Here is a 24,194-nt window from a genome sequence, read left to right as displayed (position 1 = left end):
CGAAAATAGGAATAAGAATCCAATAAAACAAGCCTGGCAGATAGATTTTGTATTTTTATTCTTCTACCTGCTGCAATTGCTGAACGTAAACAGCGCGCATAGTCTGTTTTCTCTTTGTAACAGAGGGTTTTTCGAAAGCCTGACGGTTTCTCAATTCTTTAACTACACCTGTCTTTTCAAACTTTCTTTTGAATTTCTTCAGCGCTTTTTCAATGTTTTCGCCTTCTTTCAATGGAACTACGATCATAATTTAATTTTATTATATTGTTTATTACTATATCCACAAATTGGGCAGCAAAATTACTGATTGTTTCGGGATTAGCAAAACTTTCGAAGAATATTTTTTATCTCCGGACGTATGTTCCTATTTTATATAGGGGCTTATGTCATAACGAACAATCTCAATTTCCGGATAAACCACCGTGGCATATAGCGTCTTCCCATCTTCTGAAATGGCGATACCCGTTTGTCGTTTCCCCTTCGTATGAAAATTACGAAGCAATTTTCCTTTATGGTCGAACATCAAAATCGTTTCCGGATACACTTGACCGCTCTGCCTGTTTTCCCGGCTATCGTGTACTCCACTATAAGTCGCAAATATATATTTATCATTCATGGCAACTCCACCAAAGCCATCTTTCAAAATCTTCCGATTCAATTCTGTTCCATTGTAAACCGGCTTTTCAGTATAATGGACCCATCGTTTTTCTATTTTCCCATCCGGCAACTGCTCATAGAATCCTATATACCCTATACTGCTCATAGCAAATACAAAACTATTGCCGTAAGAAGCCAACCTTCCATCATAATCAAACAGGGTAATCGTTTTATGCTCATCATCCGGCACATCTCCCACTATCGTTAACGAATCCAATTGGGAATCCATCACCAATACCGGCTTTTCGATTCCATAGATTATAGCTGACACAAAATTGCCATTCTCAAGCCGCGCCCCACGACCCGGCTTGAGAAAGTCTCTTTTAAATGGTGTCTCCGCGATTTGCTCCATAACCAAATCGTCCTGAAGTAGACTCCACTTATATTCCCTAAAACGATAGGTATTTACGTCATACAAATATAGTAACATCCTCTCATCATCAGCCCCCCAATACTGAGGTAAAAAAAATTCACCCGGACCATTCCCAAAAATACCCCATGAACTAAGGATTTTACCGGTATGGGCATCCATTATTTTAATCACGTTCTCATCCCTTGAAGACGGGAAAAACAACAATAGCTTATCTCCTACCGGCTTAATTTGCCACGGAGTGCCCATTACAGCTTCTTCCGGATATTCGATTGCAGCCAATTCCGTTGCTTTTGGAAAAACCAGTATTCCCTCTTTCTTCTCACTGCAAGCGACCAATAATAAAAATAGAAAAAGAATATGCAGGTTTCTCATAACTTTACTCTTGTACGACTTTTTTAATTTAATCTCAAAGACGTAAAGGTATAAATACCAACCGAATATATCATTAGACTAACTTACATAATTAACGTTATTTACACATATCATTAAAAGGCGGATAAGCAATCCCCTTTTCCGTTATAATCGCAGTTATCAGGTCGTGGGAAGTCACATCGAAAGCAGGATTATAAGCTTTCACTCCTTCGGGAGCCATCCTCGAAGTGTACCACATATCCGTAATTTCATCGGGGCTACGTTCTTCGATGACGATCGAATCTCCGTCCGGACAAGCCAGGTCGATCGTCGACGTCGGCCCCAGCACATAAAAAGGAATGCCGTAATGACGGGCCAGGATCGCCACACCTGAAGTTCCGATCTTGTTGGCCACATCACCATTAGCCGCGATCCGGTCGCAACCGACCACAACCGCCTGCACCCAACCTTTTTTCATGACGATCGACGCCATATTATCGCAGATCAGCGTAACATCCACGCCGGCCTTATGCAATTCGTAGGCCGTCAGGCGCGCTCCCTGCAGCAGCGGGCGTGTTTCATCGGCAAACACCTTAAATCCGTACCCGCGTTCTTCCCCCAGATAGACCGGAGCCAATGCCGTCCCATATTCCGAAACAGCCAAATGCCCGGCATTACAGTGTGTCAGGATTCCCATTCCCGGCTTGAGCAAGGAAAGGCAGTTCTCCCCTATCTTACGACAAGCGGCTGCATCTTCTGCCCGGATAGCCTCCGACTCGGCATGTAAAAGCCGCAGAAGTTCCGCCACCGGAAGGTCCGGATGACCGGTTACGACCTTCTCCATCCGGTTCAGCGCAGCAACCAGATTGACCGCCGTCGGACGGGAAGAGGCCAGATAGTCCTTGATCTTCAGAAATTCCCTGTAAAAATCATCGAACGCAGCAGCCTGGATCTGCCTGCTACAGACGTAAATGCCATAGGCAGCCGCAATCCCGATGGCAGGTGCTCCGCGTACCTTTAACTTATATATGGCATTCCAAACCTCGGCAGCCGAAGCGAGGGAAACATAAACTTCTTCACCCGGCAAACGGGTCTGATCCAAAATAATGACAGCGCTCGCATCTTCACTCAGGCGAACGGTCTTTAAGGCGGCAATAATTGTATTCATCTTTTTTATTTACTGATCAAAAATGGCTCGGCATATCCATGGAGGGCTTATGTGTCACAATAAGGATTATAGAAGTAAGTGCAGAAACCCCTAAAGCCGCGTATCCGATAATCCAACCGGTCGTTTGACCACGCCGGTTACAATAATAGGAGAAATTGCCTTCCTCACTCTGCCCGATCCGGATGCCCGAAGGAGACATCTTTCCGGCATCTACCCATTCGGAAAGATAGAAAGACGATTCATAAACGGATTTATGTTCTTCCTTTCCCGTATAAATGGTCAGATAACTCCTGATATGCAACGGACTATTTCGCTCCGTGAACTCCATTACTTTCAGGTTTGTCCTGTTGCCGTCGGATTTCACAAAAGAGCGTTTCGTAAAGCTGCGATCAGGAATCCGGTCCAGAAACTCCCGTCCCAAACACAAAGCCGAAGATTCGACCCTTGACTTAGGTGGAATAAATTCGACTCCTCTCGGCAACTGCACTTCCCCGAAAAAGGAACCGCTTGAATAACCGCTGACCGTGCCATCTTGCCAGGTAGAAGAGTAAGATTCCACCTTCCCATGTACAGGCATTAGATCCTGATAATAGCTTATCGCTTCGTCTCCCAGAACCAGGGAAGAACGTTGCCAATCGATATACATCGGCTCGTCCAACTTATTATACACTGTCACATTCACCGGCGCATCTTCCCCATAAAAATTATAGATGATGCACACGCTGTCGTTCTCCTGCACGAAATCATTATATTCGTTCATTCCCGAAATACCACTATTGGCACTCAACATCGAATAGTAGTACGACGAACAGGAGCTTAAACAGAAAAGCAAGCCCAAGAAACAGGTAAAAACAATCAACTTCTTCATGGCTTTCTATGTATTAAAGTGTGTAGAGGCAAATATAAGCATTTAAACCGATTTCCGGTTTAAACGGCATCGATTTATTTGTATTCATTTCCATGGGCATGGAAAACAACTGTCCATATGATCAAAAGCAATTGTCTTCGCATTCAAAAGTAATTGTTTTTGTGGTTACAGACAATTGTTTTCTTTTCCGGATATCATTATCTAAATAAAAGAAAAAAGGAACTGTATATATTTTATATATAATATATATGGTAGGGAAAAACCGCTTTCTGTTCAGTATAGAAAAACAATACAGTATATCCTATTTTGCCTTATATTATCATATTTGGTATGATTACAAGGAAAAACAGTGCTACTTTTGTACAACAAAGCGTAGTTCTTGCCAATTTGGATAGACAGCTTTCAACCGGGTTCAAAGATAATCCCCGCCAGGTTCTTTCGTTATCCGGGAATTTTATAACTTTGCAACTATAGTAAACGTTGACAAAATAAATAAAATGCGATGAAAACAAACATTCCTGAACGCATTGCCGCCCTGAGGGACGCAATGAAACAGCATAAGATTGATGCTTACATCATTCCGACTTCCGATCCGCACATGAGCGAATATCCGGCCGACTGCTGGAAATACCGTGAATGGATATCCGGGTTCACCGGTTCGGCCGGTACTGTCGTCATTACAGCCGACAAAGCCGGATTGTGGACTGACTCCCGTTATTTCCTGCAAGCTACGACCGAATTGGAGGGAACGGGTATCGAACTTTACAAAATGATGCTGCCTGAAACACCGACAATCCCGGAGTTCCTGTCACATGAGCTTAAAGCCGGGCAAACAGCCGGACTGAATGGCGAAACATACAGCTTAGCCGAAGCACGCGCTTTGGAGAAATCACTGGCTGCAAAAGATATCAAACTGGACACAAACGCTTCCCTGATCGATCCTATCTGGAAAGACCGGCCTGCCATCCCGGAAGCACCGATGTTCGAAATGCCGATCGAGCTGAGCGGAAGATCTGTTGAAGACAAATTGCTCGACATCAACAAGATGTTGCATAAAGCCGGTGCCGACTGCACCATTCTGTCAGCCTTGGACGAAGTGGCCTGGACATTCAATATCCGGGGAACGGATGTTACTTACAATCCGGTCGTCGTCAGCTACGCCTTTATTTCCGAAAAGGAAAGCGTGCTCTTCGTCAATCCAAAGAAACTTCCGGCCGACATAGCCGAACATCTGAAGAAAGAAGGGGTGACATTGGCCGACTATGGCATGTTGGCTACTTATCTTTCACGCCTGCCCGAACAGACACGGGTTTTCATCGACGGCAAACGGACGAATGTCGCCATCTGCAATGCCTTACCGAAAAGCAGCATCCTTATTGAAGGAATTTCGCCCGCCAACCACCTGAAAAGTATCAAAAACGAAACAGAGATAAAGGGATTCCGCAATGCAGTCCTGAAAGACGGTATCGCCATGACCAAGTTCTTTTTCTGGCTGGAAAACAGCCTGAAGGCCGGAGAAAAAGTGACGGAGTTGAGTGCAGCAGCCAAACTGACGGCCCTGCGCGCCGAGCAACCGCAATATGTGATGGACAGTTTCGCCAGCATCTCCAGCTACGGTCCTCATGGGGCAGTCGTTCACTACTCTCCTACTCCTGAAACGGATACGGAATTGAAAACCGACAGCCTGTACCTGCTCGACTCCGGTGCACAATACCTGGACGGGACAACCGACATCACCCGCACAATCGCCCTTTGCGACGAGCCGACCGAACAGATGAAGAAAGACTTCACCCGCGCCCTGAAAGGGACGATCGGTATCGCCAAATGTAAATTCCCGGCGGGCATACGGGGTTGCCTGATCGACGCTTTCGCCCGCAAAGCGCTCTGGGATGCCGGCATCAACTACCTGCACGGCACCTGTCACGGCATCGGCCACTGCCTCAACGTACATGAAGGGCCGCAGAGCATCCGCATGGAAGAGAACCCTGTCATCCTCGAACCCGGCATGGTGATGAGCGACGAACCGGCCATGTACCGCCCCGGCGAATATGGTATCCGGACGGAAAATATGATCCTGATCCGCGAAGACAGTGAAACCGAGTTCGGGAAGTTCCTTAGCTTCGAGACATTGACTTTATGTTACATCGACACCAAACTGGTCATCCCGTCCATGCTCTCCGTACGCGAACATGCCTGGTTGAACAAATACCACCAGATGGTGTACGAACTGGTAAGCCCGCATCTGAATGAAGAAGAGAAGGCTTGGCTGAAAGAGAAAACAACAGAAATTTAAACAATGGACAATTGACAATGGACAATTGACAACTAAATGTCACTGTCCTCCTTAATTGTCAATTGTCAATTATCAATTGTCAATTATATTATTATGGCTTTAATTAAATCGGTAAGGGGCTTTACACCCAAAATTGGTAAAGATACATTTTTAGCAGACAACGCCACGATAATAGGTGATGTCGAAATAGGCGAAGGGTGCAGTATCTGGTTCGGAACGGTACTGCGCGGCGATGTCAATTCCATCCGCATCGGTAATGGCGTGAATATACAGGACGGATCTGTCCTGCACACGTTATATGAAAAATCAACCATTGAAATCGGCGACGATGTCTCGGTCGGCCATAACGTGACGATCCACGGGGCGAAGATATGCAACGGCGCCCTGATCGGGATGGGTTCGGTGGTGCTGGACCATGCCGTGATCGGTGAAGGGGCCATTGTGGCTGCCGGATCAGTCGTGTTGAGCAAAACGATTGTCGAGCCGGGAAGCATCTACGCCGGCGTACCGGCCAAATTCGTCAAGAAAGTGGACCCGGAACAGGCGAAAGAGATCAACCAGAAGATCGCCAAGAATTATCACATGTACTCATCCTGGTATAAAGAAGAAGGGGCGGAATAGATGAAAAAGATTGGATGGGCAATACTACTGCTTGCCTGTTGCATAGGAGGTTTTTTAGCATTGCCCTCCAATTATTACCTGCGCAGGGCGCTCACGCATTTCCTCCCCAAGATCGACCAATACCCGATCTTTGAGAACCGGATCGTGAAGGCGGGCGATCCGTCTCCCTGGAAACAGGCGGAGGCATACAACACTTGTTCGATTCCGGAGAAGTATCTTCCGGTCTTTGACGAGTTAGGGACGGTGGCGTATGTCGTCATACAGGACAGTTCGTTGCTTTTCGAGCAATATTGGGAAGACTATTCGCCGGAATCGCACAGTAACTCGTTTTCGATGGCTAAAAGCATCGTGTCATTGGCTATCGGATGTGCCATTGATGATGGCTTGATCCGGGATGTAGACCAGCCGGTCAGTGACTTTTTTCCGGAATTCAACGGATATAACGGGAAAACGCTTACCATCCGCCACCTGCTGACAATGAGCGCAGGCGTCGATTTCCAGGAGGCTTATTCTTCACCTTTCTCCCCCACGACAAAACTGTATTACGGGAATGACCTGCACAAGATCGCGTTCGGCATGAAAGAGATAGCCGAACCGGGTGTAAACTTTATCTACCAAAGCGGCGTCACCCAGCTACTCGCTTTCTTAGTGGAGAAGGCGACAGGAGAAAGCGTCAGTTCGTATGTCTCCCGCAAACTATGGACCCCGATGCAAGCGGAAGAGAATGCCTTGTGGAGCTTAGACAAAAAGGACGGTATGGAAAAGGCCTATTGTTGCTTCAACAGCAATGCACGCGACTTTGCGCGTTTCGGTCAATTGCTCCTGAACGGGGGAAGCTGGAACGGCAGACAACTGATTTCGGAAAGCTACCTGAAAGAGGCGACGACACCGGACAGTACGCTCCGCTTTGCGGAATACGACGAACCGAACCGTTGCTACGGTTTCCAGTTCTGGCATCTGAACTACAAAGGCATGGACATCCCGTACATGCGGGGAATACTCGGGCAATATGTCTTTATAATTCCCGATAAGAATGCAGTTGTCGTACGCCTCGGACACAAACGTAGCGACACCCGCACCGGACAACACTATCCGGATGACATCAACACTTGGCTGGACGCAGCATTGGACATAATGGAACAAGGAAAACAAAACAATCATTGATGAAAGAATACAACTATCTCCTGATGGATCTGGACGGCACGATTACCGACCCGATGATCGGCATTACTCGGTGTGTCGAATATGCGTTGAACCATTTCGGCATACAAGTCAAGGACCTTCGGGAGCTCTGCCCTTTTATCGGGCCTCCCCTCTTGGATTCATTCCGGGAATTTTACCATTTTACGGATGAACAGGCGAAAGAGGCTGCGGCGAAATACCGCGAACGTTTTGCCGATACAGGCATTTACGAAAACAAGTTATACGAAGGGATGAAAGATTTTCTGGAGGAGGCAACCCGGCAAGGACGCACCCTTATACTGGCGACATCGAAACCGACAGTCTTTGCCAAGCGCATCCTGGACTATTTCGATATAGACCGCTACTTTACTTTTGTCGCCGGAAGCGGCCTGGACGGTTCTTTCTATACAAAAGGAGATGTAATCCGTCACGCATTGCAGAGCAATAACCTGACGGACCTCTCATCTGTTGTCATGATCGGCGACCGCAAGCACGACATCATCGGAGCTAAAGAAAACCAGCTCGACTCCATCGGTGTGCTTTACGGGTATGGCGACCGGGCGGAATTATCTGCGGCAGGGGCCGATTATATCGTGACCGATATTGCAGAACTGCGCCGGCAACTCTTGCATCAATAGCATAATCTTATCAGATACCGGCAGATAACATCCCCGCCGAACACTCCGATACAATAAAGGATTCCCAAACGGTAGCCTTTCAGGTTACAGGAGACTTTCAACGCCTGGAACATCCAGACAAGTGTCCAGATCAGAAAGACAAAGGCAACAAGTGACAACCATATTCCGACAAGGAAGCCGGGCTGTTGCATCATTTCTACCGGAGATTGGTTCATATCCATTTTTGCCAGATTCTGCATGGGAGGCAGAAATTCAAAAAGATTCATAATGATCAACGGCAGCTGTGCAAACGCTACTGTTCCCAACACATCTATTAACCGGATGTGCGAACGGGACAAAAGCAAACCGCCCAGATAAAACAGGGCAGCAGGGACTAACCATACGACAAGATGTTCCACCGCATAACACCACCATGCCGGATTAGGAGCCGGCCCGAAATGCAACAACCCATGATAATGCCATGCCGAAAAATAACAGAGCACTGTTGAAACAACCATTCCCGCCAATCCCCAAAGTAAGGCATCTAACCCGGCAACCCGCTCAAACGGATTTACCAATCCGTACAAATACTGCTTTTTCATAATTTATTCCATTTTATTCAGTTTATCAATCAAATCATCCAATATATTCCGGACAGTAGGATAGCTGACGCCGATATTCTTTGCCATATCCTTCAAACTGCCGCTCGACTTGATAAAGTCTACCACAAACTGCTGCTCTTTATCCGTCAGCTTGGCAAGCACAGGCAGCTCGAATGTGCCGCAGACTTCCGTTTCACACTCTCCGCAAAACATCCGGCTGACTAACAGCGGAGCATCGCAGGCAGGACATTGTAAAGGCAAACGCCTCTTTATTTCACTCATACACTTCACCTCCTATGATTATTTATATTTGTAATACTTCGCATCAAAAATACATATTACTTTATAAATACGCAAATATAATTGAATATTATTCATTATAAATTCAATATTATTAAACAGGCATTAGATTTACAAGCAAGAAGGACTTATATATTCATCTGGCATAATATGCCGGTATTTAGAGAAATTCAACTACATTTGTAACAAAACTCATAAAAACTAAACAAGTTATATCATGAAAGTAAACAACCTGTGGATAACAGCCTTAGCATGCGGGCTTTCGTTATCAGCTTACGGACAACAGACAGGAGGCGGTATCTCTTCCGATATGTTGCAGGAAATCAAACAAGCTTACAAGGGAACACCGGCTGACAAAGCGATTCATAACGCTATCAGCAACAACGACATCAACAAGCTGGCAGTCAATAATGACAGTAAAAACAATTTCGACACCTACTTTTCCCATAAGGTGAACAGTAAAGGTATCACGAACCAGAAGTCATCCGGCCGTTGCTGGTTGTTCACAGGACTGAATGTCATACGCGCCCGGGCCATCGCTAAATATAATCTTCCGGAATTCGAACTGTCACAAAACTATAACTTCTTCTGGGACCAGTTGGAAAAGGCGAACCTCTTCCTGCAGGGAATCATCGACACACGGGAGAGGCCGATGGATGACAAGATGGTGGAATGGTTGTTCAAGAATCCGATCGGAGACGGCGGACAGTTTACCGGCATATCCGATAACCTGATGAAATATGGCGTTGTCCCTTCCGAAGTAATGGTTGAAACATATAGCAGTGACAATACCAGCCGTATGGCAAACCTGCTCGGACTGAAGCTGAAAGAATACGGATTGGCTTTGCGCGACGCAAAAAGCTCAAAGCCGGAAGCGTTGGCAAAACGTAAGACCGAGATGTTAGGGGAAATCTACCGTATGCTGGTCCTCAACCTGGGCGAACCACCTACGAAATTCACTTGGACCCGCAAGGACGCAAACGGCAAACCGGTGGAGACAAAGGAATATACGCCGCAATCATTCTATCAGGAATTTGTCGGCGAAGACCTGAAAAACAATTATGTCATGCTGATGAACGATCCGAGCCGCGACTACTATAAATTATACGAAATCGATTATGACCGCCATGCTTACGATGGCAAGAACTGGACGTATGTCAACCTCCCGATAGAAGATATCAAAGAGATGGCAATCGCTTCCATCAAGGACAGCACGATGATGTATTTCTCTTGCGATGTGGGTAAGTTCTTCGACCGCGAACGGGGTGCACTCGATGTGAACTATTATGACTACGGTTCATTGATGGGCACTACCTTCGGAATGGACAAGAAACAGCGCATCCAGACTTTCGCCAGCGGCTCCTCCCATGCCATGACTCTGATGGCTGTCGACCTGGACGCAAACGGCAAGCCTAAAAAATGGATGGTGGAAAACAGTTGGGGACCGGGTGCAAACAGCGGTCACCTGATCATGACGGACGAATGGTTCAACGAATATATGTTCCGCCTGGTCGTAAACAAAAAGTTTATCACCAACAAAGTAAAAGAGGTATTGAAACAGACTCCGACACGGTTACCGGCTTGGGACCCGATGTTTGCGGAAGAGGATTAATGCTAAAACGCCCTCCATTTCAGACGAAATAGAGAAACGTCTAAAATGGGGGGCATATTATTTAATCAAAATTACACAATAAAACTATTTCAACGAAATTAAATCCTCCATCCGATTCAGAAAAGTTTTTGTTTTATCAAAAAAAGGGAAGACTTCCTCCTCTGTCCAATCAAATAAATCGTCATAATCACCTGATTGACGCATATTAAACAATCGAGAGATCAAACGGCCATCCTCTTTAGATAGCAAATCTTTTTTTACAAATTCCGAGCCTATTATGTGAATCACACCAGAATGAGAACGTGCCACGATCCCTTTATCAACAAGTAAGGCAGAAGCCATATAATAAGCAGCATAATACAATCTGGATGCAGCCAATGTCCAATAACCAAGTTTGGCGTTATCTTCTGCCTCCCGAATACTATTCCACGCTTTCTGAATACGATATTCAATAATAGCCTTTTTTTCTTCTATACTTAATGTCATATAACAACACCCTCCTCCTCTACATTTTTATGAAATATCGTAAAACGACGTTTGCTCCACTCACTAAAAGTATAAAGTATAGGATTAATCATTTCACCTAATGTCCATCCTAACTCCACCAAGGGATAAGCGATCATATCAAAATCCTCATTACAGATTTTATCTTTATCAACCAAAATCAGAATATCCCAATCAGAATCTGCACGAGCTTCGTTCCTGGCTCTTGAGCCAAAAAGTATAGCCTTTGCATTTGGAGCTACCGTCTGCAAGGTTTTTTTAATTTCATTCAATATGAATTCCCGTGTTTGCTTCATATCACAAAGATATGATAATAATATTCAATCTCGACCCCAATCCGAAGGTTTTGCTCCCATTTGCAAAATAAGAGTTCCGCCAGCCATCAGATCGGCATGTGTCAGATAGCATTTATCATATGCTTTCCCGTTAAGTGTCGCATGCTGGATATAGATATTTTCGGGGCTGTTATCACGCGTCTCGACGACAAAGGTCTTTCCGGTTGCATATTTCGGATCCAGGCGGAACTCTACCCGATCGAACACCGGACTTGTAATCTCGTAGCGCAAGTCACCCGGACAAACGGGATAAATGCCGGCAGCAGCCAAGACATACCAGGCCGACATCTGTCCGACATCTTCATTTCCGACCAATCCGGTGACGGCATTGCGGTAAGCATTGCGGCAAATATCACGTGTCCACTTCTGGGTAAGCGCCGGTTCGTTCAGACGATTAAAGAGGAAAGGAACATGATGGACAGGCTCGTTGGCATGGTTGTAGTAAGCATTCCACAGATAATCATGCGGAGTCTTTTCAAACATATCCGTCAGGTCGGCCAACACCTTTTCACGACCGCCCATGAGTTTGACCATACCGTCTATATCATGAGGTACAAACCATCCTTGCTGGTAAGCATTGCATTCCATACATCCGTACCATTCTTCCAACCGTCCCTTTTCCGGTAACGGGATAAAGTCACCTTTCCCGTCACGCGGCCGGAACCATCCGTAGACCGGATCAAAAAGCGAAGCGTAGGTCTGCGCCTGCCGGTCAAAGCGCTCCCGATCGGCATCCTTCCCCAACCATCCGGCAAGCCGGGCCATACACCAATCGGTATAGGCATATTCCAGGGTGTGTGATATTCCGATATTTCCCGGAGTATATCCGTCCGGCCCGTTTCCGAACAGGCGCGAGGTATTAACGGCATACTCATATGCTTTCTCCACATCATAGTCTCGGATTCCTTTTGAATAGGCATCGCATAAGACAGAGATCGCCGGATTACCCAGCATACAGCCGGAGAAAGCATTCAGCAGTTCCCAACGTTCCAGATACTCATTGCCGCTTTGTGCGGCTATTTCGACCAGTGAGTTAATCAGGTCGTTCACCAATGTCGGATTGATAATTGTCTGAAGCGGCATCTGGCTACGGAACACATCCCAGCCGCTGAATATCGTCCGTTTATTGAAACGCTCCGTCTGATGTACCTTTTTATCCGCTCCGGTATATTCACCGTTCACATCGCTACAGATACGCGGGTCGATCATTGTATGGTACAAAGCCGTATAAAAGGTTGTCTTATCGTCATCCGAGCCACCGTCTATTTTCACTTTCGCCAGTTCGTTATCCCAAAGCCGGCTGCAAGCTGCATACGTCTTATCGAAGTCCCAGTCTTTCATTTCAGCAGACAGGTTCTCTTCCGCATTCTTCAGGCTGGTAAAGGAGATACCGCTTTTAAGCAGGATTTCCTCGCCGGGTTTTGTTTCGAAATTGGCATAGAAGCCCAGGTGTTTGCCTTCAAACGAAGAAACGGCAGGATGGATAGCAGCCTGGCGGATCACTTCATGGTAACGCTCGCTTTCTATATCTTCCCGTTTACGGCTCCAACCATCGGGTATATCGGCCGACCAAACGCCATGTTCCCCGAAAGGACGTGAAAATTGGGCATAGAAATAAACGGTATAATCGGCCTTGCCATCTCCGTTTCCCCAACCTCCGCCATCGGGTGTGCACTGCATCCAGCCTCTGATGGTATGGTCGTCTACGACCTCTACCGACTGCCGGACGGAAGTTCCTCCCACACGGCGTGCCAGATCGATTTGTATGCGTGCTTCCTTACTTTCCGGGAAAGTGAAACGGAGCATCCCGCTATGGGGCAAAGCGGTTGCCTCCGCCTGAATCTGATAGTCGGTCAACCGGACAGAATAATATCCGGCCGCCGCTTTTTCCGATTGTTTATCATAACGCGAACGATAACCTCCATCCGGATTATCCGCCGTTCCTGCAAAAGTATGGAGAGGACCGATTGTCGGCATCACCAGGAAATTCCCTAAATCACCGTACCAACCGATACCGGACATCTGCGTAAAGGCAAAGCCTTCTATTGAAGTATGTTCATAGCTGTAACCGGAACCATTATCTCCACCGGTTATGGTATTGGGGCTGACCTGCACCATTCCGAAAGGGGCGGTCGCTCCGGGAAAAGTCTTCCCAAGGCCGTGATAACTCCCGGCTGCTTCGGTATTTGTAGTCGCACCGATAAAAGGATTTACATAAGATGATAACGGGCGGTCGCCGGATTCCTGTTTTGGAGTATTACAGGAAAAGACTGAAACAGTCAATAATAATCCGAATGAGAATTGTCTAATAGTCATAGCTTACCAGATTTAAGAATATTATTAAAAACACAAATTACAGCAAGGGAGCGCTTTCCGGCACTCCCTTGAAAGAGCGGCCTATAAAGACAGCTCTTTTAATATTTTGTCTGTGACCCCGGCATTGCCGCTCACGAATTGCCCGGCACTATTACCGACAGCATCCAAAACGTCATGATAGGCCAGCAGTTCATTCATCTTGCCATCGAACTCGTCTTTTGAAGAAACAGAGAAACCGCCTCCGACCTGGATCAGGTCACGGGCTTCCTTGAACTTCTGGTATCGCGGACCGAACAAAACGGGAATGCCGTACACAGCAGCTTCCAACGTATTATGGATACCGGCACCAAAACCGCCTCCGATATAAGCAATCGTCCCATACCGGTAGATGGAGGACAACAGCCCGAAACTGTCTATTATCAGACAGTCCTTTCCTTCCATCAGGCTCTTATCCTGCATCGCGTCGGACAGGCGGACAGAGGGACGCTTCAACAGCGATTCAATATACATCAGATGTTCCCTGTGTATCTCATGCGGGGCGATGATCAGTTTGATCTCCGCATGTTCATTGAAATACGGAATCAGGATATCCTCATCATGCGGCCATGAACTTCCGGCGATCAGCGTAGGTTGCTTCTCTCCGCCTCCATTGGTCACGAACCGTTCCACATTCGGCAATTCACGCGCCTGGTTACGGACATCCAGCACCCGGTCGAAACGCGTATCGCCACAAACAGTCACATTCTTGATTCCATACTTTTCAAGCAATTCCCTGGAACGCTCATCCTGCACGAACAGATGATTGAAGCAATACAGCATCTTCCGGTAAGGCGCTCCGAACCATTGGAAAAACAATTGGTCCGGACGGAAAATAGCCGAAATGATGTAAACCGGTATTCCCCGTTTCTTCAGCTCATGCAGATAATTTCCCCAGAACTCATACTTAATGAAAACGGCAATCGCCGGATTTGCTAAATTCAGGAACTTCTTTACCCGGTAAGGTGTATCGAAAGGCAGGTAACAGATCACATCCGCCCCGTTATAATTCTTCCGCACCTCATAACCCGAAGGGGAAAAGAAAGTCAGCAGTATCTTATATTCCGGATGCTGCGCCCTGATTTTCTCAATCAGCGGGCGCCCCTGCTCGAACTCTCCCAACGAAGAAGCATGAAACCAAATATACTTCGCCTTCCTGTCTATCTTCTCACGAAGAATACTATTGGTTTTCCACTGTCCGAGACGCATCATGCGCGCCTTCTTATGGAAAGGGGAAATCAATGCGACAATAAAGGCATAGAAATGTATGAGTATGCTATACATGAATTATTTAAGTATTTCGATAGCCCGCTGGATACGGCGGATAGACTCTTCTTTACCCAAGGCTTCCGTGATATCGAAGATATGCGGGCCTTTACCTTCGCCGACAAGGGCCAGGCGGGTTGCATTCATGATGTTCCCTAAATGATAGCCTTTGCTTTCGATCCAGGCTTTTACCTCTTCTTCCGTACCTTCGATATCGAACGGTTCGCGGGTACGAAGCACTTCTATCAGTTCCGCCAACTGGACGGCGCTATCTTCTTTCCAACGTTTCTTACGTGTCTTTTCATCATATTCGGTCGGAGCGATAAAGAAGAAAGAGCAAAGCTCCCACAAGTCCTTGATAAAAGTAGCGCGGTCTTTCATCATCGCAACCACCTTTTCCACATAAGCCGGTTCAGCTTTCACACCGTGGCTTTCGAGGATCGGCATAAAGAGTGTGGCCGCTTCCTTATTATCCATCATCTGGATATAATGGTGATTGAACCATTTTCCTTTTTCGTAATCAAACTTGGCGCCACTCTTGCTGCAACGGCCCAGATCGAAATATTTGATCAGCTCGTCCATGCTCATCACTTCCTGGTCGTTACCCGGGTTCCAACCCAGCAGGGCAAGGAAGTTCACGACTGCTTCCGGCAGGTAACCGCTTTCACGATAACCGGAAGAGACTTCGCCGCTCTTCGGATCATGCCATTCCAACGGGAATACGGGGAATCCCAGACGGTCACCGTCGCGTTTGCTCAGTTTGCCGTTTCCCTCCGGTTTCAGCAACAAAGCCAAATGCGCAAACTGCGGCATCGTATCCGCCCAACCGAAATAACGGTACAGCAGCACATGAAGCGGAGCGCTCGGCAACCACTCCTCACCACGAATCACGTGAGTGACTTCCATCAAATGGTCGTCCACGATATTCGCCAAGTGGTAAGTAGGCAGCTGGTCGGCTGATTTGTATAATACTTTATCGTCAAGGATAGAAGAGTTGATAACCACTTCGCCACGAATCAGGTCGTTCACATGGATATCTTCGTCCGGTTCGATCTTTACACGGACTACATATTGTTTACCGGCGTCTATCAGCGCTTTCACCTCTTCTTCGGAAAGAGTCAGCGAGTTACGCATCTGCATACGGGTAGATGCATCATACTGGAAATTGGGGATTTCCTTCCGCTTGGCTTCCAACTCTTCAGGCGTGTCGAATGCAATATAAGCACAGCCATTGTTCAACAGCTGGTCGACATACTTCTTGTAAATATCCCGACGCTCACTCTGACGATAAGGGCCGTAATTGCCTCCGAAGCCCACACCTTCGTCGAACTTGATTCCTAACCAGGTAAGAGCCTCTATAATATAGGCTTCCGCTCCGGGGACGAAACGTTGTGAATCGGTATCTTCTATACGGAGAATCAAGTCTCCACCATTCTGTTTGGCAAACAAATAATTGTATAAAGCTGTACGAACACCTCCGATATGCAGCGCTCCCGTAGGACTCGGTGCAAACCGGACTCTAACTTTCCTTTGAGTCATAATTCTTTCATTCTATAATAATGCGGCAAAAGTAGCCCTTTTTTTTCTCTTAGTAAACTTTTTTATGTACATTTCGCCTTTCAATAGATTTTACCGGACGCAGACGGGCACAGACTACGCAGAAGAACGCAGATTTATTTTCTTTTAAAACAAATTAATGATCTGCGTTCTTCTGCGTCATCTGCGATATCTGCGTCCGGTAATACAAACATAGTAGTCAATTACAAAAACAAGTTTTATGAAAGTAAAGAACTATAGCATACATCCCAGCGTCTATTTTATTGTGGCGGCATTGTTGATCGCTTACTTCTTTCCCCGGGAAGGGAAGTTCCGTTACCAATTCTACGAAGGGAAACCCTGGCGATACGGACTGCTCACAGCTCCAAGCGATTTTCCCATTTATAAAACAGATGCCGAAATACAATCCGAACGCGACAGTGCGCTGAAGAAATTCGAACCCTATTACCGTGTGGATGCCACCATCGAGTCCACCGAAATAGACAAGCTGCGTACGGACTACCATAACACGCTCAAAAACCGGGCGACTCCGACTTATATGCAGTACATCGAAAACAGCCTGCAAAAACTATACCGGGACGGCATCGTTTCCGCCCAGGACATGGAAGAACTCAAAAAAGAGGGATATCCCCGTATCAATCTGCTCGATAACAACGTGGCCCATCCCCGCCACAGCAGCGAGTTATTCACAGTCAAAACGGCCTACGAGTTCATCATCAACAACTGTCCCTCTTATCTGGAAAAGTCGGTATTGCAATCCTGCGATATCAATAATTACCTGACCGAGAATATCACGTATGACAAAACGACGTCGGACAAGGTTAAAGAAGACATCCTGAACAGTGTCCCGTTAGCAAACGGGATGGTGCAAGCCGGCGAGCGCATCGTCGACCGGGGCGAGATCATCGACAACCATACATATAACGTATTGCGTTCCCTCAAGATCGTACACGAAAGTAAATCCGGAGGGACTCAGCGGCAAAGTATAATCCTCGGAGGCCAGTTCGTATTGGTATTCGGGATTCTCTTCTGTTTCTGGCTTTACCTGTGGTCTTTCCGGGTGAAGATACTACACAACAGGAGGAATGCACTGTTCCTCATCTTATGCGTATTTGTCAGTTGTATCATGACGGAACTCTGCGTGACCTACGGACTGTTTAATGTCTACATTCTTCCGTTTGCCATTGTGCCCATTGTGGTGCGTACTTTTTTCGATTCGCGTACAGCCTTGTTCACGCATCTGATCATTGTGCTGATCTGTTCGCTGATGGTTCCTTTCCCTCACGAGTTCCTGTTGTTGCAAGTCATTGCGGGCATGGTAGTCACATTCAGCCTGAGAGATTTGTATGAGCGCTCGCAGCTGATCCGTTGTGCTTTCTTCATCTTTATGTCGTATGCGCTCTGCTATATCAGCCTGTCGATTTACCAGGAAGCAGATTTCAAGAAAATCAACTGGATGATGATGCTCTATTTCGGTATCAACTTCATCTTGTTGATGTTTACCTATATATTAGTGTATATGTTGGAAAAAACGTTTGGCTATGTGTCGAGTATCACACTGGTCGAACTGTCCAATATCAACACGCCGATCCTGAAAAAGCTGTCGGAGACATCACCCGGGACTTTCCAGCATTCCCTGCAAGTCTCCATCCTTGCATCGGAGGCTGCGGCTGCCATCGGAGCCAACGCACAGCTTGTCCGTACGGGAGCGATGTATCATGATATCGGGAAGATGGCAAACCCGGCCTTTTTCACCGAAAACCAGAGCAGTGTCAATCCGCACAGCCAGCTCAGTTTCGACCAAAGCGCCAAAATCATCATCAACCATGTGAATGACGGCGTGAAATTTGCCGAAAAGGCTATGCTGCCGAAAGCAATCACCGACTTCATCCGTACCCATCACGGACGCGGAAAAGCCAAATACTTCTATAACTCCTTCAAGAACCAATATCCCGACCGCGAGATCGACGAAGAAACCTTCACCTATCCCGGCCCGAACCCGTTCTCGAAAGAGACAGCCGTTCTTATGATGGCCGACTCCGTCGAAGCAGCCTCCCGCAGCTTGAAAGAACACACCGAAGAAAACATCCGGGGATTGGTCGACAAAATCATCGACGGTCAGATAGCCGACGGCTTGATGAAAAACGCCCCGCTGACTTTCAAAGATGTGGAAACCGTCAAGAACGTATTCGTAGAGAAACTAAAGATCATGTACCATACGCGGATAAGCTATCCGGATCTAAAGAAGTGAGATTTCCTCGAGCAGCCCTCCACAGGCATCCTCCAGCAAATCGAGCACCAGCTCGAAACCTTCCGCACCGCTGTAGTAAGGATCGGGGACATAATCATACAACTTATTACGGGAGTATTCCGTCATTTGATGTATTTTGGCAACCGACTCCAGATCCGGAGCTTTCCGTTTCAGGTCGTCTATATTCCGGTTGTCCATGCCGATGATCAGGTCGAAATCGAAGAAATCTTCCGTACGCACCGGGCGGGAAATGGAATCCAGCTTATATCCCCGGCGGGCAGCATGCGCACGCATACGCGGGTCTGCCTGTTCTCCTTCATGATAGCCGATTATTCCGGCAGAGTCTACCTTGATCCGGTCACTCAATCCAGCATCCTGCACCAGCTTTTTCATCACTGCCTCCGCTGACGGAGAACGACAAATATTGCCTAAACAGACAAACAAAATCTTATATTCTTTTTTCTTTTCCATAATTCATCATCTATTAAGCAGAGACGCACAACCGTGCGTCTCTACGCCGGATCCACGTCGTAATGCACAATCAATTGCTTGAATGGCAGGTAACGTTGCATCTCCGCATGCACGGCTTCCAGAATCTCGCGAACCGGAGCGATCGCGGCGGCTATTTCTATTTTCAAAACGATCTTTCGGATATGAAGCGTCTGCACTCGTGTAATAGGCGGGGTAACCGGCCCCAAGACGCGTTCACCCAAACGACGGCGCAGGTTGTCGGCATATAAAACAGACAATTCCTGCAAGATCGAGTCATTGCGACTACGCAACACAATCACGATCAGCCGGTAATAAGGCGGATAACGGAACATACTGCGCTCACCCAATTGCAGGCGAACCATCTCTTTATAAGCAAAACGCTCCACCATCCGGATCAACGGATGATCCGGCCCGGACGTTTGCAAGATTACTGTTCCGCGTTTATCCCGCCGGCCGGCACGTCCGCTGACCTGCACCATCAACTGGAAAGCCCGTTCATGGGCACGGAAATCCGGGAAGTTCATCAGGCTGTCGGCATTCAGGATACCGACCACACTCACATTTCCGAAGTCCAATCCTTTCGACAGCATCTGGGTTCCAATCAGTATCTGCGTCTTTCCCTTCTCGAAATCGGCGATTATCCGTTCATAAGCCGTACGAGTACGCGCCGTGTCGAAGTCCAGGCGTTCCACTTTGGCTGCGGGGAAAAGCGTGTCTATCTCCTCTTCCACCATTTCCGTTCCGAAACCCATCGTCCGCAATTCCGGGCTTTGGCATTCCGGACACTGGCGGGGCAACTGGATCTTATACCCGCAATAATGGCAAACCAGTTCGTTACGGAACTTATGGTACGTCAGGCTGACATCGCAGTTCACGCAATGGGGCACCCAACCACAACTCTTACACTCGATCACCGGAGCAAAACCACGCCGGTTCTGGAACAAAATCGCCTGCTCTCCCCGTTCCAACGCCATATTGATCTTTTCGACCAATATCGGAGAGAAAAGCGTATCTTTCATAATCTTCTTACGCCGCAGCTCCTTTATGTCGACCGGCAGTATCTCCGGCATCAGACAGTCACCATAGCGGGTGGTAAGCTCGACCAAGCCATATTTGCCGGTAGTCGCATTAAAATAGGAATCGATAGACGGAGTGGCAGAACCCAAAAGAGTCTTTGCCCCATGCATACCGGCCAATACAATCGCGGCATTGCGGGCATGGTAGCGCGGAGCCGGATCTTGCTGCTTATAGGTATTCTCGTGTTCCTCATCCACTACAATCAGTCCCAAATCCTTAAACGGCAGAAATAGCGAAGAACGGACACCCAAGACCAGCATCGGCCCATCTGTATGCAGCAGGCGGTTCCAGACTTCCACCCGCTCGTTATCGGAAAACTTGGAATGATAGACCAGCAACTTATCGCCGAACAACTTAGCCAACCGTTCCGTAATTTGCGTAGTAATGGCAATCTCGGGAAGCAAATATAAGACCTGGCGGCCCATCTTCAGTACCTCGTCTATCAGGCGGATATAAATCTCCGTCTTTCCGCTGGATGTCACGCCATGCAGCAGGCAAACATCTTTCGTGCCGAACACATCGTGTATCTCCCCGTAAGCCTTTTCCTGTGCCGGACTGAGCGGACTGGGCGTCTGCAAACGGCAGACCGGCACCTGAAGGCGGCCTACCTCCTTCTCGTAGCTTTCCAAAACGCCCCGCTTCAACAAACCGTCCAACGTAGCCGGTGAGCAATGGCTGTTTTCGAGCAACTCTTTTTTCGATAGTTCCCGCGTCAGAGCCGGATTAAGCGCATGGCTTAAATCCAGAAAACAAACCAACAGCAGCTCCTGTTTCTTCGCCCGCTTAAGCTCATCAAACACAGATTGTAGAGACGCACGACCATGCGTCTCTACATCCTTATAGGCTTCGGAAAGACGGATGAAAGTCTGCATCTTCGGCGCAAAACCACGTTTCAGTTCCTCGCTGACTTCGACTGCCCCTTTCGCCATCAAGGAGGCGACAACAGGCACAACATTACGGAGCCCGGTTTTCTTTTCCAGTTCGGACACCGTCAGTTTCAAGACTCCCGCAAAGGCATCCAGCACCACCTGTTCGTTCGGGCGCAACGGCCCGTCCGCTTCAAAGGCTTCATTATAAGTGACAGCCGTCTCGCTTTCCAGTTTCAACCCGGAAGGCAAGGCGGCCTTATAAACATCTCCTAACTTACAAAGATAATAAGACGCAATCCATTTCCAGAAACGAAGTTGCGGACGGCGAAGCACGGGAGTGGCATCTAAAAGGGCATAAATCTCCTTTGTCTCGTATTGGCTGTCCGGCTTACGCTCATGCACCTCCATCACGATAGCCGTATAGTAGCGCTTCTTTCCGAAATGGACAATCACCCGGCAACCCGGTATAACCGCCTGTTCCAGATCAGCCGGAATACTATAAGTATAGCTATTCTCTAACGGCAGGGGTAATATGACATCTGCGTATTTCAAAACAAGATCGCCGCCGTAATCGACCATCCGCGGTTCTTACCGTTCAAATCAAGTTTAGATGCGCTATAATCTTCTGTCAATCCCAGGGCATAATTGAAACCGACCTGCAAATGCTTGATCAGCTCCACACCGCCACCCAGATTCAAACCGGCATTAAAGTTCTTCGCCTTTAACTGGTTTCCAACCGAACCGGGGATATCCCAAAACTTATCACCGCCCACACGGAAGCCCACATACGGTCCGGCAGCCAGATATCCTTTTATAATCGGCAGTCCAAACTTCCATTTCAAGTTGACCGGTACATCTATATAATCGTTTTTAAGGTCTTTTTCTCCCTTCGCCCCGATTCCCTTCTGCGAATAAAGGATAGCCGCATCAAAACCGACACCCATCACCGGAGCCATCACTTCCATCATCGGACCGATATTAAAGCCTGTCACATTGTCTTTCCCGACTATTTTTTCATTGAAATGCACGGACGAGATGTTCAAACCGCCCTTTATACCGAACTTAATCTGGGATTTCGCAGGCACAGCAACCAATGCCATCACAGCCAGCAACATAAACCCTACAATCTTTTTCATACTCTTTCTTTATTTAATTAATACCGATTACAAATAAACACACTTTTCCAGTAATAAACAAATCTCGCTTGCAAACAGTTTATTCAGTATTATTCAACCAACCACTTTTCGATATTGCGTGTCTGCGCGCTGAAATTGATGCCGATACGGAACAACGTACGCGGGTCGGAAGCGAACGGAAGAGCGTAACCTTTGTCATCGATTTGTTGCAATGCTTCTTCGGCCGTACCGTTGAGTTTGAACTCCATGACGTAGATGAAACGATCGGTTTGCAGGATCAGATCTATACGGCCTTCCGACGTATGGTATTCTGCTTTTACATAGAAGCCCAGCAGCTTAAAGACAATAAAAAGTACATTCTGATAATGCAGTTCCAGGTTGCGGACCAACTCGTAAGGTGTGTCGGCAAAGAAACTTTGCAGGCGGCGTAAAAAGGCTTCGTAATTGCCGTCGTAGACTTCCCTGGCAAACTTCTTGATCTCGAAAGTTGTATCGACCGGACTCACCGGGGTGTAATAAGGCAGGAGATATTTAATGAACCCTTCCTCCACCTCCTTATTCGGGAAACCTAAACGGTAGAGACCAAATGTCTTGTCGTATCCTTTGATCGTCAGGTAACCGCTTTGATAGATAACCGGTATGGGGTTCTTCGAGATGGCATCGATGCTGTTCAAGACCTCGGCATCCGTCTCGGTATGCGCCATCCGGTAGAGGTCGTAGTTCGTGTTTTGCAATAACTTCACCAGATAGGTGGGCGTCCCGGTTTCAAACCAATAACTGCCGAATTTCTTCTTCTCGAATGTATTCAACAAGCTAAACGGGTTATAGATACCAAGAGAGTTCTCTACAAAATGGTAGCCGTCATAAGACGCTTTCAACTCAAGACAGGCTTCTTCATACGTTATGCCGAGTGTTGAAGCCAATGCATGGATATCATTGTCGAAATAAGCGTGCAATTCGTTTTCATCAATTCCACAAAGGCTAACGAATGCCCCCCACATCGATATGTCGTTCAGATTATTCAGATCGCTGAACACGCTCACTTTGCCGAACTTGGTCACACCGGTGAGGAAAGCGAACTGGATATACCGGTCCATGCTCTTCATCACCCCATAGAACGCTTTCAGGGTGTTGCGGTATTCGTTTTGCAATTCGTCGTTATCGATGGCCTGTAGCATCGGTTTGTCGTATTCGTCGATCAGGATGACCACCCGCATACCGGTCTTCTCCGAAGCGCGCTCGATAACATATGAAAAACGTTCTTCCGGGCTACGGTCCTTTTTCTCGTCGCCATACAACAACTCCCACCTTTCTAAATGCTGATTGAGTATGGCGGTCAAATCCTCGGGAGAAACATACTTCTTGGCGTTCAAATCCAGATGTAACACCGGATAGGTCAGCCAGTCTTTTTCAAGTTTTTCGATAGCCAGCCCTTCAAATAGTTCTTTCTTTCCCTTGAAGTAGGCTTCGAACGTGGAAATAAGCAGGCTTTTGCCGAAACGACGCGGACGGCTCAGAAAGTAGTAGCTACCTGTCTTCACCAATTGATACACCAGGTCGGTTTTATCAACATACAGGTAGCCTTCTTTTCTGATCTTCTCAAAATTCTGTATCCCGATGGGGTACTTCCTGATAAATGTCGTTTCCATATATCCTCTGTTTTAAAAGTATGAATACAAATCTACGGAAAAACCTTCGATTTTCATGCAAG

The 24,194-nt window shown here is 47.2% G+C and carries 21 protein-coding genes; 6 read left to right on the top strand and 15 right to left on the bottom strand.

Going from position 1 to position 24,194, the window contains the following annotated elements:
• Positions 1–55: 55 nt before the first annotated feature.
• The 4 genes from rpsU to DWU89_RS01010 form a co-directional block, all read right to left on the bottom strand.
• Entirely contained in the window at positions 56–247 is a 192-nt protein-coding gene (gene rpsU / locus DWU89_RS01025) for a 30S ribosomal protein S21 (RefSeq protein ID WP_115497846.1), read from the bottom strand.
• A gap of 117 nt (positions 248–364) precedes the next feature.
• Complete coding sequence (locus tag DWU89_RS01020; protein ID WP_115497845.1) at positions 365–1,402, bottom strand: TolB-like 6-bladed beta-propeller domain-containing protein; 1,038 nt, start codon at positions 1,400–1,402, stop codon at positions 365–367.
• Between the two features lie 97 nt (positions 1,403–1,499).
• Positions 1,500–2,549 carry an S-methyl-5-thioribose-1-phosphate isomerase gene (gene mtnA, locus DWU89_RS01015; RefSeq protein ID WP_115497844.1) on the bottom strand — a complete coding sequence of 350 codons (1,050 nt, stop codon included), beginning with the start codon at positions 2,547–2,549 and terminating at the stop codon, positions 1,500–1,502.
• A gap of 16 nt (positions 2,550–2,565) precedes the next feature.
• On the bottom strand, positions 2,566–3,417 hold the full coding sequence (locus tag DWU89_RS01010; protein WP_115497843.1) for a hypothetical protein: 852 nt from the start codon (positions 3,415–3,417) through the stop codon (positions 2,566–2,568).
• A 502-nt stretch (positions 3,418–3,919) separates the two neighbouring features.
• Between DWU89_RS01010 and DWU89_RS01005 the strand changes: the two genes are divergently transcribed.
• The 4 genes from DWU89_RS01005 (at position 3,920) to DWU89_RS00990 (ending at position 8,151) form a co-directional block, all read left to right on the top strand.
• The gene (locus DWU89_RS01005; RefSeq protein ID WP_115497842.1) at positions 3,920–5,710 is read left to right on the top strand and encodes an aminopeptidase P family protein; all 1,791 of its coding nucleotides are present in this window, start codon (positions 3,920–3,922) and stop codon (positions 5,708–5,710) included.
• 93 nt (positions 5,711–5,803) lie between these two features.
• Entirely contained in the window at positions 5,804–6,331 is a 528-nt protein-coding gene (locus DWU89_RS01000) for a gamma carbonic anhydrase family protein (protein ID WP_115497953.1), read from the top strand.
• Positions 6,332–7,495, top strand: a complete 1,164-nt coding sequence (locus tag DWU89_RS00995) for a serine hydrolase domain-containing protein (protein WP_115497841.1) — start codon at positions 6,332–6,334, stop codon at positions 7,493–7,495.
• Entirely contained in the window at positions 7,495–8,151 is a 657-nt protein-coding gene (locus tag DWU89_RS00990) for an HAD family hydrolase (RefSeq protein WP_115497840.1), read from the top strand. Before DWU89_RS00995 ends, DWU89_RS00990 begins: the two co-directional genes overlap by 1 nt.
• Here DWU89_RS00990 and DWU89_RS00985 read toward each other — a convergent pair.
• Positions 8,145–8,732 (bottom strand): YIP1 family protein, encoded by a 588-nt coding sequence (locus DWU89_RS00985; protein WP_115497839.1) that lies wholly within the window; start codon positions 8,730–8,732, stop codon positions 8,145–8,147. The genes DWU89_RS00990 and DWU89_RS00985 overlap by 7 nt on opposite strands.
• A 3-nt stretch (positions 8,733–8,735) precedes the next feature.
• A complete protein-coding gene (locus DWU89_RS00980) occupies positions 8,736–9,014 on the bottom strand; it encodes a DUF2089 family protein (protein WP_115497838.1) in 279 nt (92 codons plus the stop codon).
• A gap of 235 nt (positions 9,015–9,249) precedes the next feature.
• On the opposite strand from DWU89_RS00980, the gene DWU89_RS00975 reads away from it, so the two are divergent.
• Complete coding sequence (locus DWU89_RS00975; RefSeq protein ID WP_115497837.1) at positions 9,250–10,644, top strand: C1 family peptidase; 1,395 nt, start codon at positions 9,250–9,252, stop codon at positions 10,642–10,644.
• An 84-nt stretch (positions 10,645–10,728) separates the two neighbouring features.
• On the opposite strand, the gene DWU89_RS00970 is transcribed toward DWU89_RS00975, so the two are convergent.
• From DWU89_RS00970 to gltX, 5 genes are all read right to left on the bottom strand, one after another.
• Entirely contained in the window at positions 10,729–11,130 is a 402-nt protein-coding gene (locus DWU89_RS00970) for a HEPN domain-containing protein (RefSeq protein ID WP_115497836.1), read from the bottom strand.
• The gene (locus tag DWU89_RS00965; protein WP_115497835.1) at positions 11,127–11,444 is read right to left on the bottom strand and encodes a nucleotidyltransferase domain-containing protein; all 318 of its coding nucleotides are present in this window, start codon (positions 11,442–11,444) and stop codon (positions 11,127–11,129) included. Before DWU89_RS00965 ends, DWU89_RS00970 begins: the two co-directional genes overlap by 4 nt.
• 24 nt (positions 11,445–11,468) lie before the next feature.
• Entirely contained in the window at positions 11,469–13,799 is a 2,331-nt protein-coding gene (locus tag DWU89_RS00960) for a GH92 family glycosyl hydrolase (RefSeq protein WP_115497834.1), read from the bottom strand.
• An 81-nt stretch (positions 13,800–13,880) separates the two neighbouring features.
• Positions 13,881–15,119: a 3-deoxy-D-manno-octulosonic acid transferase gene (locus DWU89_RS00955; protein ID WP_115497833.1), complete on the bottom strand. Its 1,239-nt coding sequence runs from the start codon at positions 15,117–15,119 to the stop codon at positions 13,881–13,883.
• A gap of 3 nt (positions 15,120–15,122) precedes the next feature.
• A complete protein-coding gene (gltX, locus tag DWU89_RS00950; protein ID WP_115497832.1) occupies positions 15,123–16,640 on the bottom strand; it encodes a glutamate--tRNA ligase in 1,518 nt (505 codons plus the stop codon).
• 238 nt (positions 16,641–16,878) lie between these two features.
• Here gltX and DWU89_RS00945 point away from each other — a divergent pair, with 238 nt between their 5' ends.
• Positions 16,879–18,909, top strand: a complete 2,031-nt coding sequence (locus DWU89_RS00945) for an HD family phosphohydrolase (protein WP_115497831.1) — start codon at positions 16,879–16,881, stop codon at positions 18,907–18,909.
• Here DWU89_RS00945 and DWU89_RS00940 read toward each other — a convergent pair.
• The 4 genes from DWU89_RS00940 to DWU89_RS00925 form a co-directional block, all read right to left on the bottom strand.
• The gene (locus tag DWU89_RS00940; protein ID WP_115497830.1) at positions 18,898–19,380 is read right to left on the bottom strand and encodes a low molecular weight protein-tyrosine-phosphatase; all 483 of its coding nucleotides are present in this window, start codon (positions 19,378–19,380) and stop codon (positions 18,898–18,900) included. The genes DWU89_RS00945 and DWU89_RS00940 overlap by 12 nt on opposite strands.
• Positions 19,381–19,421: 41 nt before the next feature.
• On the bottom strand, positions 19,422–21,899 hold the full coding sequence (gene priA, locus DWU89_RS00935; RefSeq protein ID WP_115497952.1) for a replication restart helicase PriA: 2,478 nt from the start codon (positions 21,897–21,899) through the stop codon (positions 19,422–19,424).
• Positions 21,896–22,483, bottom strand: a complete 588-nt coding sequence (locus DWU89_RS00930; RefSeq protein WP_115497829.1) for a porin family protein — start codon at positions 22,481–22,483, stop codon at positions 21,896–21,898. The genes priA and DWU89_RS00930 overlap by 4 nt, the downstream gene beginning before the upstream one ends.
• Positions 22,484–22,572: 89 nt before the next feature.
• On the bottom strand, positions 22,573–24,132 hold the full coding sequence (locus tag DWU89_RS00925; RefSeq protein WP_115497828.1) for an ATP-binding protein: 1,560 nt from the start codon (positions 24,130–24,132) through the stop codon (positions 22,573–22,575).
• Positions 24,133–24,194 lie beyond the last annotated feature (62 nt).

Origin of the sequence: Parabacteroides acidifaciens (assembly GCF_003363715.1) — a bacterium.
GTDB lineage: Bacteria > Bacteroidota > Bacteroidia > Bacteroidales > Tannerellaceae > Parabacteroides > Parabacteroides acidifaciens.
Note: the sequence above shows the minus strand (reverse complement) of the source record. Positions and strands in the feature narration are given on the sequence as shown.

Excerpts from the sequence above, each read along its gene's own strand:
- DWU89_RS00960 (WP_115497834.1), bottom strand. The coding sequence starts at position 13,799 with ATGACTATTAGACAATTCTCATTCGGATTATTATTGACTGTTTCAGTC.
- DWU89_RS00930 (WP_115497829.1), bottom strand. The coding sequence starts at position 22,483 with ATGAAAAAGATTGTAGGGTTTATGTTGCTGGCTGTGATGGCATTGGTT.
- DWU89_RS00985 (WP_115497839.1), bottom strand. The coding sequence starts at position 8,732 with ATGAAAAAGCAGTATTTGTACGGATTGGTAAATCCGTTTGAGCGGGTT.
- DWU89_RS00955 (WP_115497833.1), bottom strand. The coding sequence starts at position 15,119 with ATGTATAGCATACTCATACATTTCTATGCCTTTATTGTCGCATTGATT.
- DWU89_RS00945 (WP_115497831.1), top strand. The coding sequence starts at position 16,879 with ATGAAAGTAAAGAACTATAGCATACATCCCAGCGTCTATTTTATTGTG.
- DWU89_RS00965 (WP_115497835.1), bottom strand. The coding sequence starts at position 11,444 with ATGAAGCAAACACGGGAATTCATATTGAATGAAATTAAAAAAACCTTG.
- DWU89_RS01000 (WP_115497953.1), top strand. The coding sequence starts at position 5,804 with ATGGCTTTAATTAAATCGGTAAGGGGCTTTACACCCAAAATTGGTAAA.
- DWU89_RS01020 (WP_115497845.1), bottom strand. The coding sequence starts at position 1,402 with ATGAGAAACCTGCATATTCTTTTTCTATTTTTATTATTGGTCGCTTGC.
- DWU89_RS00975 (WP_115497837.1), top strand. The coding sequence starts at position 9,250 with ATGAAAGTAAACAACCTGTGGATAACAGCCTTAGCATGCGGGCTTTCG.
- mtnA (WP_115497844.1), bottom strand. The coding sequence starts at position 2,549 with ATGAATACAATTATTGCCGCCTTAAAGACCGTTCGCCTGAGTGAAGAT.
- DWU89_RS00940 (WP_115497830.1), bottom strand. The coding sequence starts at position 19,380 with ATGGAAAAGAAAAAAGAATATAAGATTTTGTTTGTCTGTTTAGGCAAT.
- DWU89_RS01010 (WP_115497843.1), bottom strand. The coding sequence starts at position 3,417 with ATGAAGAAGTTGATTGTTTTTACCTGTTTCTTGGGCTTGCTTTTCTGT.
- DWU89_RS00925 (WP_115497828.1), bottom strand. The coding sequence starts at position 24,132 with ATGGAAACGACATTTATCAGGAAGTACCCCATCGGGATACAGAATTTT.
- DWU89_RS00995 (WP_115497841.1), top strand. The coding sequence starts at position 6,332 with ATGAAAAAGATTGGATGGGCAATACTACTGCTTGCCTGTTGCATAGGA.
- DWU89_RS01005 (WP_115497842.1), top strand. The coding sequence starts at position 3,920 with ATGAAAACAAACATTCCTGAACGCATTGCCGCCCTGAGGGACGCAATG.
- gltX (WP_115497832.1), bottom strand. The coding sequence starts at position 16,640 with ATGACTCAAAGGAAAGTTAGAGTCCGGTTTGCACCGAGTCCTACGGGA.
- rpsU (WP_115497846.1), bottom strand. The coding sequence starts at position 247 with ATGATCGTAGTTCCATTGAAAGAAGGCGAAAACATTGAAAAAGCGCTG.
- DWU89_RS00970 (WP_115497836.1), bottom strand. The coding sequence starts at position 11,130 with ATGACATTAAGTATAGAAGAAAAAAAGGCTATTATTGAATATCGTATT.
- DWU89_RS00980 (WP_115497838.1), bottom strand. The coding sequence starts at position 9,014 with ATGAGTGAAATAAAGAGGCGTTTGCCTTTACAATGTCCTGCCTGCGAT.
- DWU89_RS00990 (WP_115497840.1), top strand. The coding sequence starts at position 7,495 with ATGAAAGAATACAACTATCTCCTGATGGATCTGGACGGCACGATTACC.